At 65.1% G+C, this 15,604-nt stretch carries 15 protein-coding genes; 10 read left to right on the forward strand and 5 right to left on the reverse strand.

The genetic code is table 11. The features are described from left to right. Positions 1-133: 133 nt before the first annotated feature. From M2S36_RS24490 to M2S36_RS24500, 3 genes are all read right to left on the reverse strand, one after another. Positions 134-925, reverse strand: coding sequence for an OmpA family protein (locus M2S36_RS24490; protein WP_207829492.1), 792 nt, complete (start codon positions 923-925; stop codon positions 134-136). 50 nt (positions 926-975) lie between these two features. After that, positions 976-1,389 carry a DUF4398 domain-containing protein gene (locus M2S36_RS24495; RefSeq protein ID WP_207829491.1) on the reverse strand — a complete coding sequence of 138 codons (414 nt, stop codon included), beginning with the start codon at positions 1,387-1,389 and terminating at the stop codon, positions 976-978. Between the two features lie 277 nt (positions 1,390-1,666). Beyond that, positions 1,667-2,011 (reverse strand): hypothetical protein, encoded by a 345-nt coding sequence (locus tag M2S36_RS24500; RefSeq protein ID WP_063911483.1) that lies wholly within the window; start codon positions 2,009-2,011, stop codon positions 1,667-1,669. Positions 2,012-2,292: 281 nt separating this feature from the next. Between M2S36_RS24500 and ppc the strand changes: the two genes are divergently transcribed. The 7 genes from ppc to M2S36_RS24535 all read left to right on the forward strand — a co-directional run bounded on the left by ppc (position 2,293) and on the right by M2S36_RS24535 (position 8,934). Then, complete coding sequence (ppc, locus tag M2S36_RS24505; RefSeq protein WP_207829490.1) at positions 2,293-4,920, forward strand: phosphoenolpyruvate carboxylase; 2,628 nt, start codon at positions 2,293-2,295, stop codon at positions 4,918-4,920. 40 nt (positions 4,921-4,960) lie between these two features. Further along, the gene (locus M2S36_RS24510) at positions 4,961-5,167 is read left to right on the forward strand and encodes a hypothetical protein (RefSeq protein WP_207829487.1); all 207 of its coding nucleotides are present in this window, start codon (positions 4,961-4,963) and stop codon (positions 5,165-5,167) included. A gap of 10 nt (positions 5,168-5,177) precedes the next feature. Then, on the forward strand, positions 5,178-5,828 hold the full coding sequence (adk, locus tag M2S36_RS24515) for an adenylate kinase (RefSeq protein WP_003259830.1): 651 nt from the start codon (positions 5,178-5,180) through the stop codon (positions 5,826-5,828). Positions 5,829-6,105: 277 nt separating this feature from the next. After that, the gene (tsaB, locus tag M2S36_RS24520) at positions 6,106-6,780 is read left to right on the forward strand and encodes a tRNA (adenosine(37)-N6)-threonylcarbamoyltransferase complex dimerization subunit type 1 TsaB (RefSeq protein ID WP_207829484.1); all 675 of its coding nucleotides are present in this window, start codon (positions 6,106-6,108) and stop codon (positions 6,778-6,780) included. A gap of 131 nt (positions 6,781-6,911) precedes the next feature. Continuing rightward, positions 6,912-7,202, forward strand: coding sequence for a hypothetical protein (locus tag M2S36_RS24525; protein WP_207829480.1), 291 nt, complete (start codon positions 6,912-6,914; stop codon positions 7,200-7,202). A 3-nt stretch (positions 7,203-7,205) separates the two neighbouring features. Further along, the gene (locus M2S36_RS24530) at positions 7,206-8,075 is read left to right on the forward strand and encodes a DUF72 domain-containing protein (RefSeq protein WP_241106328.1); all 870 of its coding nucleotides are present in this window, start codon (positions 7,206-7,208) and stop codon (positions 8,073-8,075) included. Positions 8,076-8,103: 28 nt separating this feature from the next. Next, positions 8,104-8,934, forward strand: coding sequence for an isocitrate lyase/PEP mutase family protein (locus M2S36_RS24535; RefSeq protein WP_233687216.1), 831 nt, complete (start codon positions 8,104-8,106; stop codon positions 8,932-8,934). A 2-nt stretch (positions 8,935-8,936) separates the two neighbouring features. Here the strand turns inward: M2S36_RS24535 and M2S36_RS24540 are convergent, their stop codons facing one another. Next, positions 8,937-9,557, reverse strand: a complete 621-nt coding sequence (locus tag M2S36_RS24540; protein ID WP_063911489.1) for a hypothetical protein — start codon at positions 9,555-9,557, stop codon at positions 8,937-8,939. 103 nt (positions 9,558-9,660) lie between these two features. Here M2S36_RS24540 and M2S36_RS24545 point away from each other — a divergent pair, with 103 nt between their 5' ends. Next, positions 9,661-10,437, forward strand: coding sequence for a class I SAM-dependent methyltransferase (locus tag M2S36_RS24545; protein WP_233693932.1), 777 nt, complete (start codon positions 9,661-9,663; stop codon positions 10,435-10,437). Positions 10,438-10,542: 105 nt separating this feature from the next. Here the strand turns inward: M2S36_RS24545 and M2S36_RS24550 are convergent, their stop codons facing one another. Beyond that, entirely contained in the window at positions 10,543-11,184 is a 642-nt protein-coding gene (locus M2S36_RS24550; RefSeq protein ID WP_207829477.1) for a TetR/AcrR family transcriptional regulator, read from the reverse strand. 169 nt (positions 11,185-11,353) lie between these two features. On the opposite strand from M2S36_RS24550, the gene M2S36_RS24555 reads away from it, so the two are divergent. Together M2S36_RS24555 and M2S36_RS24560 are read left to right on the forward strand one after the other, a co-directional pair. Next, positions 11,354-12,454 (forward strand): efflux RND transporter periplasmic adaptor subunit, encoded by a 1,101-nt coding sequence (locus M2S36_RS24555; protein WP_207829476.1) that lies wholly within the window; start codon positions 11,354-11,356, stop codon positions 12,452-12,454. A 6-nt stretch (positions 12,455-12,460) separates the two neighbouring features. Continuing rightward, entirely contained in the window at positions 12,461-15,526 is a 3,066-nt protein-coding gene (locus tag M2S36_RS24560; RefSeq protein ID WP_333958004.1) for an efflux RND transporter permease subunit, read from the forward strand. Positions 15,527-15,604: the final 78 nt, after the last annotated feature.

The following is a 15,604-nucleotide window of genomic DNA, read 5'->3' on the forward strand; positions in this document are numbered from 1 at the left end:
AGCAAGACAGTTGCTCCCACAGGATCGGGTTGTACGCGATCCCTGTGGGAGCGGCTTTAGCCGCGAAAGGGCCGGAACAGGCAAAAGAAAGCCCCGCTTCGATCGCGGGGCTTGTCAGTTCAGCTAACCAACCTTACTGCTGCACCTGGCTCACCGAGCGCGGCGCCACCGGCTGGTTGTCGTTGGAGATGGTCACCTCCACCCGACGGTTCTGCGCCCGCCCCGAATTGCTCGAGTTGTCCGCTACCGGGTACTCCTTGCCATAGCCCTGGGCGACGATGCGCGCCGGGTCGACGCCGGCACGTACCAGTGCCATGCGCACACTGTTGGCGCGGCGCTCTGACAGGCCCTGGTTATAGTTGGCCGAGCCGACGCTGTCGGTGTAACCCTCGACAATCACCTTGCGTTCCGGGTTTTCCTGGAGGAACTGCGCCAGCTTGGTGATGTTCGGGTAGGCGTTGCTCTTGAGTTCGGCCTTGTTGAAGTCGAACAGCACGTCACCGAAGGTGACCAGCGTGCCGCGGTCGGTCTGCTTGGCGTTGAGGCTGTCCTGCAGCTTGGCGATCTGCGCGTCGCGGGCGTCCAGCTTGGCCTGGGCACGCTGGGCAGAGGCGTTCTTCAGTTCGCCTTCGGCGGTGCGCAGGGCGATGGTCTGCTTGGCCACCTCGACACGCTGGTTGGTCAGGTAGGCCAACTGGTCGACCTTCTTCTCGTCTTCGCCGTCCATGTAGGCCTTGTCGGCTTTGTTCAGCCAGTCCTGGGCATCCTTGGTCTCCAGCGCCGCAACCTTGCTCGATTGCGGGTCACTCTGCAGCGAGGAGAAGTTGGTGCGGGCCGATTCGAGGTTGGCGTTTGGGTCGTGCGAGCAGGCGGCAAGGCCGACACTCAGGGCCAGCAGGGCGGGAATCATGACGTAGTTGCGCATAGTGTTCATCCTTTGATCGTTTGCGAAGGCCGAGGTTGGCAGGGCAGGGCTCATTGAGCGCTGCGCAGGCCTTCCTCACGTACGTCCTGAACGCCCTCGCGGGCATCCTGCACGGCCTTCTGGGCCTTGGCCGCCTGGGCCTTGCGTTCGGCGAGGCGGGCGTCCCATTCGGCCTGTTCGGCCAGGCGCCTGGCGTCGTCGTATTTCTTGTCATGCATGGCGATCTCGGCCTGCTTGAACTTGTCCTGGGCCGCTTTCATTTCCACGGCGGCGAACTCGGTGCCGCCAGCGCTGACGGCGGAGTTCACGGCGGACTGGGTGACGGCATATTGCTCGGTGGGCGGGTTGCCCGCACAGCCGGCCAGGGCCAGGCTACTGCCCAAGGCCAGTGCTGCCAGCTTGAACCCGCGCACATGAGTGGATGAGGGTTTGCAAGTGAGGGTCTTCTTGGTGGTCAGTTCCATTGGATCACTCCTGTTCACGACGATGTCCGTAGCAGTCCATCGCTCATTCCCTGACACGTCCGCGCGCTTCAGCTCAACGGTGCACAACGGCAGGTGTGCAGGGTTTTAGCGTGATGGCTATTGGCTGTGACTGAGGCTTTTTCCGGATAGTTCAGAAAAAATCACCCTTAACGGACAACTATTTCTGACTAATCGGTCAGTGTGATTCGTCCGGAACTTTTGCGGTGTATAGCGGTATTCCGGGCCCCTACCAGGCCCGGAAGAATGGGGCGGCGGGTTACTTCTCGCTGTCGGCTGCGGGGTTGCTCAGGGCGTGCAGATGCTGCCGCGACAGTGAAAGAAAGCGCGGAGTAGGGCCGATGTCCTCGTACAGCGGGTCGCCTTCTTCGTCGGTGGCGATGACCTGGCGGCCCTGCACATAGGGGAAGCTGGCTTCCAGTTCCTCAAGAGCGGCTGCGACCAGTTCACCGAGCAGTTCTTCGGCGGTGCGCTTGGGGTACATGTCGATCAGCGCGGCCAGGCGCGCCTCTGACTCCAGGTCCAGGTGCAGGACATGGCCCGTGGGGCTAAGGGTACCGGCGGCATTCTGTTCCCAATGCCGGGCGAGTTCACGAATTTTCATGATGACCTCTGTTGACGCCTGAAAAGGCTGCATTGCATGGGAGTCTCGTGCTTTCACTTTAGTTTGCTTTGGCCGATCACGGCTTGCCATCGCCGCCCGGCTGTGGGCACTCTTGGGGCGAATACCGCGCACCCCTGTGGGAGCGGGTTCACCCGCGAACACCGGCGCAGCCGGTGCCAGGCACCGCGCTGGATTCTTCGCGGGTTAACCCGCTCCCACAGGGGATCGCGTAAAGGCTTAAAGGAATGCAATGCGCCAGAGCCGCGCCGGAGAGAGGGCCAATGACCGATATCGATGTGCGTTTGCGTGAAGATGTCCATGTGTTGGGTGAGTTGCTCGGCGAAACCATTCGCCAGCAGCATGGCGAGGCGTTCCTGCAGAAGATCGAAGACATCCGCCACAGTGCCAAGGCTGACCGTCGCGGCGCCGGCGAGCAACTGAGCTCGACCCTGGCGGACCTGGCCGAAGAAGACTTGCTACCTGTGGCCAGGGCCTTCAACCAGTTCCTCAACCTGGCCAACATGGCCGAGCAGTACCAGTTGATCCGCCGCCGCGACGCCGACCAGCCCGAGCCGTTCGAGGCCCGGGTGTTGCCCGAACTGCTGGCGCGCCTGAAGCAGGCCGGGCACGGCAATGATGCCCTGGCCCGGCAGCTGGCCAAGCTCGACATCCAGCTGGTGCTCACCGCGCACCCCACCGAGGTGGCCCGCCGTACCCTGATCCAGAAGTACGACGCCATCGCCGGCCAGCTGGCTGCCCAGGACCACCGCGACCTGACCCCGGGCGAACGCCAGCAGGTGCGCGAGCGCCTGCGCCGGCTGATCGCCGAGGCCTGGCACACCGAGGAAATCCGCCGCACCCGGCCTACGCCGGTGGATGAAGCCAAGTGGGGCTTCGCGGTGATCGAGCATTCGCTGTGGCATGCCATTCCCAGCCACTTGCGCAAGGTCGACAAGGCCCTGCTGGAGGCTACCGGCCTGCGCCTGCCGCTGGAAGCGGCGCCGATCCGCTTCGCCTCGTGGATGGGCGGTGACCGTGATGGCAACCCCAACGTGACCGCTGCGGTCACCCGCGAAGTCCTGCTGCTGGCGCGCTGGATGGCCGCCGACCTGTTCCTGCGCGACATCGATGCACTGGCTTCCGAGTTGTCCATGCAGCAGGCCAACGACGCCCTGCGCGAGCGTGTCGGCGACAGCGCCGAACCCTACCGCGCCGTGCTCAAGCAACTGCGTGACCGCCTGCGGGCGACGCGCGCCTGGGCGCATTCGGCGTTGACCAGCAACCAGCCGGCCAGCGCCGAGGTGCTGGTGGACAACCGTGACCTGATCGCGCCGCTGGAGCTGTGCTACCAGTCCCTGCACGCCTGCGGCATGGGTGTGATCGCCGAAGGCCCGTTGCTGGACTGCCTGCGCCGCGCGGTGACCTTCGGCCTGTTCCTGGGGCGCCTGGACGTGCGCCAGGACGCCGCCCGCCACCGTGATGCGCTGAGCGAGATTACCGACTACCTGGGCCTGGGGCGCTATGCCGACTGGGATGAAGAGCAGCGCATCGAGTTCCTCCAGGCCGAGCTGAAAAACCGCCGGCCACTGCTGCCCGCGCACTTCAGGCCGCAGGCCGATACCGCCGAGGTGCTGGCCACCTGCCGGGAAATTGCCGCCGCGCCGGCTGCCTCGCTGGGCTCTTACGTCATCTCCATGGCCGGTGCTGCCTCGGATGTGCTGGCGGTGCAGTTGCTGCTCAAGGAGGCTGGCCTGACGCGGCCCATGCGCGTGGTGCCACTATTCGAGACCCTGGCCGACCTCGACAACGCCGGCCCGGTGATGCAGCGCCTGCTCGGCCTGCCAGGCTACCGCGCCAACCTGCGTGGCCCGCAGGAAGTGATGATCGGCTACTCCGACTCGGCCAAGGATGCCGGTACCACGGCAGCGGCCTGGGCGCAGTACCGGGCCCAGGAAAACCTGGTGCGCATCTGCGCCGAGCACCAGGTCGAGCTGTTGCTGTTCCACGGCCGTGGCGGCACGGTAGGCCGCGGTGGAGGCCCGGCCCATGCCGCGATCCTGTCGCAGCCACCAGGTTCGGTGGCAGGGCGATTCCGTACCACCGAGCAGGGCGAAATGATCCGCTTCAAGTTCGGCTTGCCGGGCATCGCCGAGCAGAACCTCAACCTGTACCTGGCCGCCGTGCTCGAAGCCACCTTGTTGCCACCGCCACCACCGCAGCCGGCCTGGCGCGAGTTGATGGACCAACTGGCCGCCGATGGCGTCAAGGCCTATCGCGGTGTGGTGCGGGAGAACCCCGATTTTGTCGAGTACTTCCGCCAGTCGACCCCGGAGCAGGAACTGGGGCGCCTGCCGCTGGGCAGCCGCCCGGCCAAGCGCCGCGCCGGTGGCATCGAAAGCCTGCGGGCCATTCCGTGGATCTTCGGCTGGACCCAGACCCGGCTGATGCTGCCAGCCTGGCTTGGCTGGGAAACGGCATTGAACAATGCCCTGGCCCGTGGCCAGGGTGAACTGCTGGCGCAGATGCGCGAGCAATGGCCGTTCTTCCGCACCCGCATCGACATGCTGGAGATGGTGCTGGCCAAGGCCGATGCGCAGATCGCCGAGGCCTACGACGAACGTCTAGTGCAACCGCACTTGTTGCCTTTGGGGGCGCACCTGCGCGACCTATTGTCGCAGTCGTGCCAGGTGGTACTGGGCCTTACCGGGCAGCCGGTGCTACTGGCGCACAGCCCCGAGACACTGGAATTCATCAGCCTGCGCAACACCTACCTGGACCCGTTGCACCGTCTGCAGGCCGAGCTGCTGGCCCGCTCGCGCAGCCGCGAAGCCGCTCTGGACAGCCCGTTGGAGCAGGCCTTGCTGGTCACTGTAGCGGGTATTGCAGCCGGCCTGCGCAACACCGGCTGAGGGTAGGCCCGAGGCGTCCCGGGCGGGTGCTGTGCTGGGCATGCAAGTGAACGATGAGGGTGGTTGCGCCGGGCGCAACCACCTGCCAGGTCGGCCGCAGGTGGCGCATTCCTGCAACTTTGGGACGCTTGTCTGGCTGCCGGGCGCTGTGTATCTTGAGCAGCCTTCTGACCGATTTGTGGTCATACCCGATTTTCCGGACTTGGCCCTGGTCGCCGAATCCATTGAATTTCATAAAAAAATTTGAGGAGCACAAGATGCGCGTAATTCTGCTGGGAGCTCCCGGGGCCGGTAAAGGTACTCAGGCAAAGTTCATCACCGAAAAGTTCGGTATCCCCCAGATTTCCACCGGTGACATGCTGCGTGCCGCCGTCAAGGCCGGCACCCCGCTGGGCCTGGAACTGAAGAAAGTCATGGATGCCGGCCAGCTGGTCTCCGACGAGTTGATCATCAGCCTGGTCAAGGAGCGCATCGCCCAGCCTGATTGCGCCAAGGGCTGCCTGTTCGACGGCTTCCCACGCACCATCCCGCAAGCCGAAGCCATGGTCGCTGCCGGTGTCGACATCGACGCCGTGGTCGAAATTGCCGTGGACGACGAGGAAATCGTCGGGCGCATGGCGGGTCGCCGCGTGCACCTGGCCTCGGGCCGCACCTACCACATTCAGTACAACCCGCCGAAAGTGGAAGGCAAGGACGACGAGACGGGTGAAGACCTGATCCAGCGCGATGACGACAAGGAAGAAACCGTTCGCCATCGCCTGTCGGTCTACCACAGCCAGACCAAGCCGCTGGTGGACTTCTACCAGAAGCTGTCGGCCGCCAATGCCGGCAAGCCGAAGTACAGCCACATCGAAGGCGTCGGTTCGGTCGAAGCCATCACCGCCAAGGTCCTGGCAGCCCTGAGCTGATCCAGCGCCTGACGCACCTCGACAACGGCCCGCTTGCGGGCCGTTGTCGTTTGTGGGACTCGGCATTGCGGCCCTGATGCGGCCTCTGTGGGAGCGGGCGTGCCCGCGAAGAATTCAACGCGGTGGCTGGCACCGGCTGNNGGCGCGCCCGCTCCCACAGAGACCGCGCCAGTTCATCATGTAGCGCCTGATGGCCGTACAGCTGCCCCTTGGGGACACAACGCCGCCGCTGTTCTATACTGCCGCTCTTTTTCATTCGCACCTGGATACCCGTTCGATGACCACCCTGCTGGCCCTGGATACCGCTACCGAAGCCTGTTCCGTCGCACTGCTGCATGACGGCAAGGTAACCAGCCATTACGAGGTGATCCCGCGCATGCATGCCCAGAAGCTGCTGCCGATGATCAAGCAGTTGCTGGCCGACTCCGGCGTAGCGCTGAACGCGCTGGATGCCATCGCCTTTGGCCGTGGCCCGGGCGCGTTCACTGGCGTGCGCATTGCTATCGGCGTGGTCCAGGGCCTGGCCTTTGCCCTGGAGCGCCCGGTGTTGCCGGTGTCCAACCTGGCCGCACTGGCCCAGGGCGCCCTGCGCGAGCACGGCGTGCAGCAGGTGGCGGCCGCTATTGATGCGCGCATGGATGAAGTGTATTGGGGCTGCTACCAGGCCGCCGAAGGCGAAATGCGCCTGGTCGGCCAAGAGGCGGTGCTGCCGCCCGAGCAGGTGGCGCTGCCGGCGGGCAGCAGTGGCGAGTGGTTCGGTGCGGGTACCGGTTGGGGCTATGCCGAGCGCCTGGCGGTGCAGGTGGCGGCCAGCAATGCCAGCGCCTTGCCCAATGCCCTGGACATCCTCAGCCTGGCCAGGTTTGCCTGGGCACGTGGCGAGGCGATCGTTGCCGAGCAGGCGCAACCGGTCTACCTGCGCGATAATGTAGCGACACCCAAGAAGCGTTGAGTGTTGTTTATCGGTTATCACCGATGACACTAAAACCTTTTGCGTGATCTGTGGTCCAGTTATCACTCGAGCATTAGCGATGGAACCCTGATGCTGCTAAATTGCCATCATCGGTCCTGAGTGCTCATGCCATGCGTATCGACGGTTTCTCACCGCAGTCCTACCCGATCAAGCGCTCGCCGCGCAAGGCGGCGGTGCGTGACGAGGCCATCGAAGATGCCGAGGTGATCGAGCAGGCCGAACCAGCCCCTCAGGAAGCCACCGGCCGCCGTCGCAGTGGCGGCCTGCCAGCCCGCCAGCAGGACATGATCTTCCCCCGCGCCCGTGACCGTCGCACAGCTACCGCATTGGCCAGCTACCTGAGCACCGCCGGTTTTACCGACTGGGACATGGAAGTAATGGGGCTCGACCTGTACATTTAGTGGATGAGTTCATCGCCACTGCCTTATTTTCTCGGTTGCCCGTCCTGGAGCGAAAACGCCTGGCGCGACTACCTGTATCCCGCCGACGCCAACAGCAGTGAGATGCTTGGCTACTACAGCCAGGTATTCAACGCCGTCGAGGGCAATACCACCTTCTACGCCCGTCCCGCACCCGGCACCATTGCGCGCTGGGCGCAGATCATGCCCGAACACTTCCGCTTCACTGCCAAGTTCCCCAGGGACATCAGCCATGAAGGCGACCTGCGCGATCAGCTCGAACCGGCCTTTGACTTCACCCGCCTGATGGCCCCGCTGGGCCAGCGTGTAGCACCTTACTGGCTGCAGTTGTCGGCCCAGTTCGGCCCCGCACGGCTGGGCGAGCTTTGCCACTTCCTTGACGAGATCGGAGTGCCGGTGGCTGTGGAGGTGCGCAACCAGGCCTTCTTCGCCAAGGGTGAAGAAGAGCGCTTGCTCAACCGCCTGCTGCATGAGCGCGGTGTGGAGCGTATCTGCCTCGACCCGCGCGCCTTGTTCAGCTGCACCTCTCGTGACCCCGCCGTGCTGCATGCGCAGGCGAAGAAGCCCAAGGTACCGCCACGCCCGGCAGCCTTCAGCCAGCAGCCGCAGGTACGCTTCATCGGCCATCCGCAGCTGGAGGCCAACGAGGCCTTCCTTACCCCCTGGGTAGACAAGGTTGCCACCTGGATCGAGGAAGGCCGCCGCCCCTACATATTCCTGCACACCTCGGACAACCGCCTGGCCGCGGCGCTGGCCCAGCGCTTTCACCAACGCCTGATGCAGCGCCTGCCGGGCCTTGCCGCGCTGCCGGAATTGCCGCGCACCCCCGAGGTCGAACAACTAGGGCTACTCTGACCATTCCCTGACTGCCGGAGGTTGAACCATGGATGTGCAAACCCTGCGAGCCGAGGCCTTCAAGGCCCTGCACGAGCGCGACAGCGCCTTCGTCATCCCCAACCCATGGGATGCCGGTTCGGCCAAGCTACTGGCCAGCCTGGGCTTCGAGGCGCTGGCCACTACCAGTGCAGGCCTGGCTTTCAGCCTGGGGCGGCCGGACGCCGAAGGGGCCTTGAGCCTGGACGATACCTTGGACAACGCCGGTGAGATTGTCGATGCCACCCCCTTGCCGGTGGCTGCTGACCTGGAGAACGGCTTTGGCGACCAGCCCGAAGATTGCGCCCAGACCATTCTGCGGGCAGCAGAAGTCGGCTTGGTGGGTGGCTCTATCGAGGATGCCAGTGGCCGCAGCGATGCACCGATCCATGACTTCGAGCTGGCAGTAGAGCGTGTGCGCGCAGCCGTGCAGGCGGCGCGCAGCCTGCCGTTCCCGTTCACCCTGTGCGCCCGGGCAGAAAACCTGCTGCACGGGCGCATGGATCTGGACGACACGATCTTGCGTTTGCAGGCCTATGCCGAGGCCGGTGCCGACGTGCTCTACGCTCCCGGGCTGCGTACTGTCGAGGAAATCCGCGCGGTAGTGCAGGCCGTCGCGCCACGGCCGGTGAATGTGCTGATGGGCATGGCGGGCGTGCCACTGAGCGTCAACCAGTTGCAGGACCTGGGCGTACGCCGTATCAGCGTCGGCTCATCGCTGGCCCGTGCCGCGTTGGGGGCCTTCCACCGGGCCGCGCTGGAAATTCGTGATGAGGGCACGTTCGGCTACGGCGAACAGGCACTACCGTTCGCCCAGCTCAACGAGCTGTTCCGCCGCTGACCTCAGGCGTGGGCGCGCACGTTGTTCAGCACCACCGGGCGGGCCCAGTGGATGTCGAACTCCAGGTCGTTCTGCTGTTTGGCCAGGGTGGCGTCGTCGAACGGCTCGGGGGCCGGGTCCAGCAGGTTGGTCTCGAACTCGGCGATCGGCAGGAACAGCGAGCGCGGGGTAGGGCCGGGGCCGGGCTCGGCAATGGGGTGACCTTGGCTCATCACCACAGGGCGCAGCCAGCTGTTGCTGATATCAAGCTGGCGCTGCTGCTCGATCAGCTCGACTGCGCTGAACGGCTCGGGAGCGGGCGGCAGCAGGTTGGCTTCGAGTTCTGCCTTGGGCAGGAACAGTGGCTCTGGCGGTGCCACCTCGGTGTCGTGTACCGGGCAGGCGCGCTGGGCGTCGATCAGGGCCAGCGCGCGGGCGCCGCCGATCGGCTCGCCGCTGGCCTCGTCGTACTGCACGAACGACTGGCTGACGCTGTCTGCGGGCTCTTCCTGCTGCTCGGCCATGGCCCGGGCAAAGAAATCCTGCCACAGGTGGCTGACGCCCCCGAGTGCCTGGGTGTTGTGCTGACTGTAGTTGCCGACAGGCGACAGGTAGGTCAAGCCGATGGGAAGAGTATCTGACATGGCAGTCGCGCGCGTTGTGCTCTGGCAGAATAGCGGGATATTGCCTGTATCGGCCGAGGTGGCCGATACATTAAGGGCTGGGTTCAATTTCTAGGTGTGAATGATGGAAGAGCAGGGCACAGGTATCCGGGTCGAGGCGCTGTCGGCTGAATTCGAGGCGCAAGCCGCTGCGTGGGCCGAGCGTCTTGAGCTGCCGCTGCGGGACGATGCCGCCGGGTTTGCCGTGCAGGTGGGCGTCGATGGCTTGCAGATCCAGCAGTTGGGCCCGCAGGCCCCGGGGCCGGTGCGGGTGGACTTCGTCGAAGGCCAGGCCGCGCACCGGCGCCAGTTTGGCGGTGGCAACGGGCAGATGATCGCCAAGGCCGTGGGTATTTCCCAAGGTGTACGGCCGCAGGTGCTGGATGCCACTGCCGGGCTGGGCAAGGATGCGTTCGTACTGGCCAGCCTGGGCTGCCATATGACCCTGATCGAGCGCCAGCCGTTGATTGCCGCGCTGCTGGAGGATGGCCTGGCGCGGGCCCGTGCGGATGAAGAGGTGGGGCCGATCGTGGGGCGCATGCGCCTGCTGACCGGCAACGCCATCGAGCGCATGCGAGCCTGGGAAGGCGAGGCACCCCAGGTGATCTACCTCGATCCGATGTTCCCGCATCGGGACAAGAGTGCGCTGGTGAAGAAGGAAATGCGTGTGTTCCGGCCTTTGGTGGGCGACGACCTGGATGCCCCGGCCTTGCTCGAAGCTGCCCTGGCGCTGGCGACCCACCGAGTGGTGGTGAAGCGGCCGCGCAAGGCCCCGATCATCGACGGGCCGAAGCCGAGCCATAGCCTGGAGGGCAAGTCGAGCCGGTATGACATTTACCCGAAGAAGGCGCTGAAGGCCTGATTTGGCTATGCCTGTGCGGGCCTCTTCGCGATGTGGTCTTGAGGCTCGTGCAGTGCCTGTGGGAGCGGGTTTACCCGCGAAGAGGCCCGCACAGGCATCCAGATATCAGGGCTGGAATGCCCGCATGAATACCCCGACCACCTCGCGCACATGCGCCTCGGCCTCATCCCCCTCCAGCGGCCCCGCGCACCCCAGCAGCAACCGGTAATCCGGTGCGCCCTTGACCAGGCAGAAGAAGTGTTCCGCCGCACGCAGCGGGTTGTCGATGCGCAGCAGCCCGCGCTCATGCGCCCCGCGCAGCAATGCTTCCATCCCCGCCAGCACTCGCTTGGGCCCGGCTTCGTAGAAGTACTCGCCAAAACTCGGGTCGAGGCTGCCCTGGGCCATGATCAGGCGGCTGAGCTTGACCGCTTCATCGCTGCTGATCAGCGCCTGGAAGCCACGGGCAATGGTCAGCAGCACCTCTTCCACTGGCACCCCATCGGGGTACTCGAAAAGCAGGTCGGGCAACTGGATCTGGCAGGTTGCCATGACCGCTGAGCCGAACAGTGTCTGCTTGTCGGTGAAGTGGCTGTAGACGGTGAGCTTTGAAACACCTGCCGCCGCAGCGACCGCATCCATGCTGGTGTTGGCGTAGCCAAGACTGAGGAACAGGGCCTTGGCTGCTTCGAGAATCGCCTCTCGTTTGGCCAGGTCCTTGGGCCGGCCCGGGCCGATGGGTGCGTCGTTGGACATTGTGGTCTGCATCTGGTTGAAGAATCGCCCATCTTAACGGGTCAGGCGCCATTCGGGTGAACCTGCAAGGCTCAAACCCTGCCCTGCAAAAACCGGCATGCCCCCTTTCCGGCACCGATTGCCTGATTTAATATACTTACCAGTATAAATATTCAATGCGCCCTCCGCGAAAGGATTCATCATGTTGCGCCATGCCTTGTCCATCGCTCTGTCCGCTGCTGCCGTGCTGTTCCTGGCGGCGTGCGGCCAGGAAGCCGCCCCACCTGCTGCGCCGCGCCCGGCGTTGGTGGTGCAGCCGCAGCCGGCTGAAGCCGCTGCCGACAGTTACCCCGGCGAAGTGCGTGCGCGCTTCGAGCCGGAACTGGCCTTCCGCATAGGCGGCAAGGTCAGCAAGCGGCTGGTCGAGGAAGGGCAGCGGGTCAAGGCCGACCAGCCGCTGGCCGAGCTGGACCCGCAGGACGTGCGCCTGCAGCTGGAAGCCAACCGTGCCCAGCTGGCGGCCGCCGAGGCCAACCTGTCGCTGGTGCGCGCCGAGCGCGATCGCTACCAGAAGCTGCTGGAACGGCAGATGGTCAGCCATTCCCAGTACGACAATGCCGAAAACCTCTACCGCGCCGGCCTGGCCCGGCTGAAACAGGCCAAGGCCGAGTTCGACGTGGCTGGCAACCAGGCCGAATACGCTGTGCTGCGCGCACCGCAGGCCGGGGTGATCGCCAAGCGCCAGGTCGAAGTGGGCCAGGTGGTCGCAGCCGGGCAGACCGTGTTCACCCTGGCCGCCGATGGCGAGCGGGAAGTGGTCATCGGTTTGCCGGAGCAGCAGTTCGCCCGCTTCGCCGTGGGCCAGCCGGTGAGCGTGGAGCTGTGGTCGCACCCGCAAGAGCGCTTCCAGGGGCGTATCCGCGAGCTGTCACCGGCCGCCGATCCGCGTTCGCGCACCTTCGCTGCGCGTATCGCCTTTACCTCGGCCGCCGCGCCGGCGGAGCTGGGCCAGAGCGCCCGGGTGTTCATCGCCCATGAAGGGCTGATCCCGCTGGCGGTGCCCCTGTCGGCAGTCACTGCGGAAAACGGCCAGGCCTACGTCTGGCGGGTCAACAAGGACAGCCGTCTGGAGCGGGCAGTGGTACGCCTGGGGGCCTATGGCGCCGACAGCGTACCGGTGCTCGAAGGCCTTGCCCCGGGCGACTGGGTGGTCGCCGCTGGCGGCCATGTACTGCGCGAGGGCCAGGAGGTACGCCCCGTGGACCGCACCAACCGCGTAGTGAACCTGACGGCCAAGGAGTAAGTCCCGATGGGTTTCAACCTTTCTGCCTGGGCGCTGCGCAACCGCCAGATCGTCCTGTTCCTGATGATCCTGCTGGCGGCCATTGGCGCCATGTCCTACACCAAGCTTGGCCAGAGCGAGGACCCACCATTCACCTTCAAGGCCATGGTCATCCGTACCCTGTGGCCGGGTGCCACTGCCGAGGAAGTCTCGCGCCAGGTTACCGAGCGCATCGAGAAGAAGCTGATGGAAACCGGCGAATACGAGCGGATCGTCTCGTTCTCCCGACCGGGCGAATCGCAGGTCACCTTCATGGCCCGCGACTCGCTGCATTCCAAGGACATCCCCGAGCTGTGGTACCAGATCCGCAAGAAGGTCGCCGACATCCGTCATACCTTGCCGCCGGAAATCCAGGGCCCGTTCTTCAATGACGAGTTCGGCACCACCTTCGGCAATATCTATGCGCTGACCGGTGAGGGCTTCGACTACGCGGTGCTCAAGGACTATGCCGACCGTATCCAGATCCAGCTGCAGCGGGTCAAGGACGTGGGCAAGGTCGAGCTGATCGGCCTGCAGGACGAGAAAATCTGGATCGAGCTGTCCAACCTCAAGCTGGCCACTCTCGGCGTGCCGCTTGAGGCCGTGCAGCAAGCCCTGCAGGAGCAGAATGCAGTCAGCACCGCCGGCTTCTTCGAAATGCCCAGCGAGCGCCTGCAGTTGCGGGTGAGCGGGCGCTTCGACAGCGTCGAGCAGATTCGCCAGTTCCCCATTCGCGTCGGTGACCGCACCTTCCGTATCGGCGATGTGGCCGAGGTGCACCGCGGCTTCAACGACCCGCCCGCACCGCGCATGCGCTTCATGGGCGAGGATGCCATTGGCCTGGCGGTGTCGATGAAGGACGGCGGCGACATCCTGGTGCTGGGCAAGGCCCTGGAAAGCGAGTTCGAGCGCCTGGCTCGCAGCCTGCCGGCGGGCATGGAGCTGCGCAAGGTCTCGGACCAGCCAGCGGCGGTCAAGGCTGGCGTGGGCGAGTTCGTCCAGGTGCTGGTCGAGGCGCTGGTCATCGTGCTGCTGGTGAGCTTCTTCTCCCTGGGCCTGCGCACGGGGCTGGTGGTGGCGCTGGCCATCCCGCTGGTGCTGGCCATGACCTTTGCCGCCATGCACTACTTCGGCATCGGCCTGCACAAGATCTCCCTTGGCGCGCTGGTGCTGGCCCTGGGCTTGTTGGTGGATGATGCGATCATTGCCGTGGAGATGATGGCGATCAAGATGGAGCAGGGCTATGACCGCCTCAAGGCGGCCAGCTACGCCTGGAGCAGCACCGCCTTCCCGATGCTCACCGGCACCCTGATCACGGCGGCGGGCTTCCTGCCTATTGCCACGGCAGCCTCCAGTACGGGCGAGTACACCCGTTCGATCTTCCAGGTGGTGACCATCGCCTTGCTGACCTCCTGGGTGGCCGCCGTGGTATTCGTGCCTTACCTGGGCGAGCGCCTGCTGCCAGATCTGGCCAAGCTGCATGCCGCGCGCCATGGCAAGGACGGCCACGCGCCAGACCCTTACGCCACACCCTTCTACCAGCGTGTGCGACGTGTGGTGGAGTGGTGCGTGCGGCGGCGCAAGACGGTGATCCTGCTGACCATTGCCGCCTTTGTCGGCAGTATCCTGCTGTTCCGTTTCGTGCCCCAGCAGTTTTTCCCGGCCTCCGGGCGCCCGGAGCTGATGGTCGACCTGAAGCTGGCCGAAGGTGCCTCGCTGGCCAACACCGCCGAGCGGGTCAAGCAACTGGAGGCGCTGCTCAAGCAGCAGGACGGCATCGACAACTACGTGGCCTACGTGGGCACCGGTTCGCCGCGTTTCTACCTGCCGCTGGACCAGCAACTGCCGGCGGCCAGCTTCGCCCAGTTCGTGGTACTGGCCAAGTCGATGGAGGACCGCGAGCGCCTGCGCAGCTGGCTGATCAGTATCGTGGACCAGCAGTTCCCCGACCTGCGCGCGCGGGTCACCCGCCTGGAAAACGGCCCACCCGTGGGTTACCCGGTGCAGTTCCGGGTAACTGGCGAGCACATCGAGAAGGCCCGTGCACTGGCCCGCGAAGTGGCCGACAAGGTGCGCCAGAACCCGCATGTGGTGAACGTGCATCTGGACTGGGAGGAGCCGAGCAAGGCGGTGTTCCTCGAGATCGACCAGGACCGTGCCCGCGCCTTGGGCGTGAGCACCGCGCACCTGTCGAGCTTCCTGCAAAGCTCGCTGACCGGCACCACGGTCAGCCAGTACCGTGAGGACAACGAACTGATCGAGATCCTGCTGCGCGGCACCCGGCAGGAACGCAGCGAGCTGAGTAACCTCGGCAGCCTGGCACTGCCGACCGACAACGGCCAGAGCGTGGCGCTGTCGCAGGTGGCGACCCTGGAGTATGGCTTCGAGGAAGGTATTATCTGGCATCGCAACCGCTTGCCGACGGTGACCGTGCGCGCCGATATCTACGACAAGGAGCAGCCGGCCACGCTGGTGAAACAGATCGAGCCGACCCTGCGGGAGATTCGCGCCAAGCTGCCGGATGGCTACCTGTTGGAAGTGGGCGGCACGGTGGAGGATTCCCAGCGCGGGCAGAAGTCGGTGAATGCCGGCATGCCGCTGTTCGTGGTGGTGGTGCTGAGCTTGCTGATGATCCAGTTGCGCAGCTTCTCGCGTACGGTGATGGTGTTCCTCACCGCGCCGCTGGGGTTGATTGGCGTGACCCTGTTCCTGCTGGTGTTCCGCCAGCCGTTCGGCTTTGTTGCCATGCTCGGCACCATTGCCCTGGCAGGGATGATCATGCGCAACTCGGTGATCCTGGTGGACCAGATCGAGCAGGACATTGCGGCGGGGATGGAGCGCTGGCAGGCGATCATCGAAGCCACGGTGCGGCGCTTCCGTCCGATCGTGCTGACCGCGCTGGCGGCGGTGCTGGCGATGATTCCGTTGTCGCGTAGCGTGTTCTACGGGCCGATGGCGGTGGCGATCATGGGTGGTTTGATCGTGGCCACGGTGCTGACCCTGCTGTTCCTGCCGGCGTTGTATGCGGCGTGGTTCAGGGTGAAGAAGGGCTGAAGACCGCAGGGGAGGGCTTTGCCCTCCTGTCGCGACACAAGGCCACTCCCACAAAGGGTGAGGTGCGCCCCATTTGTT

Origin of the sequence: Pseudomonas sp. SF2, from assembly GCF_036858055.1 — a bacterium.
GTDB lineage: Bacteria > Pseudomonadota > Gammaproteobacteria > Pseudomonadales > Pseudomonadaceae > Aquipseudomonas.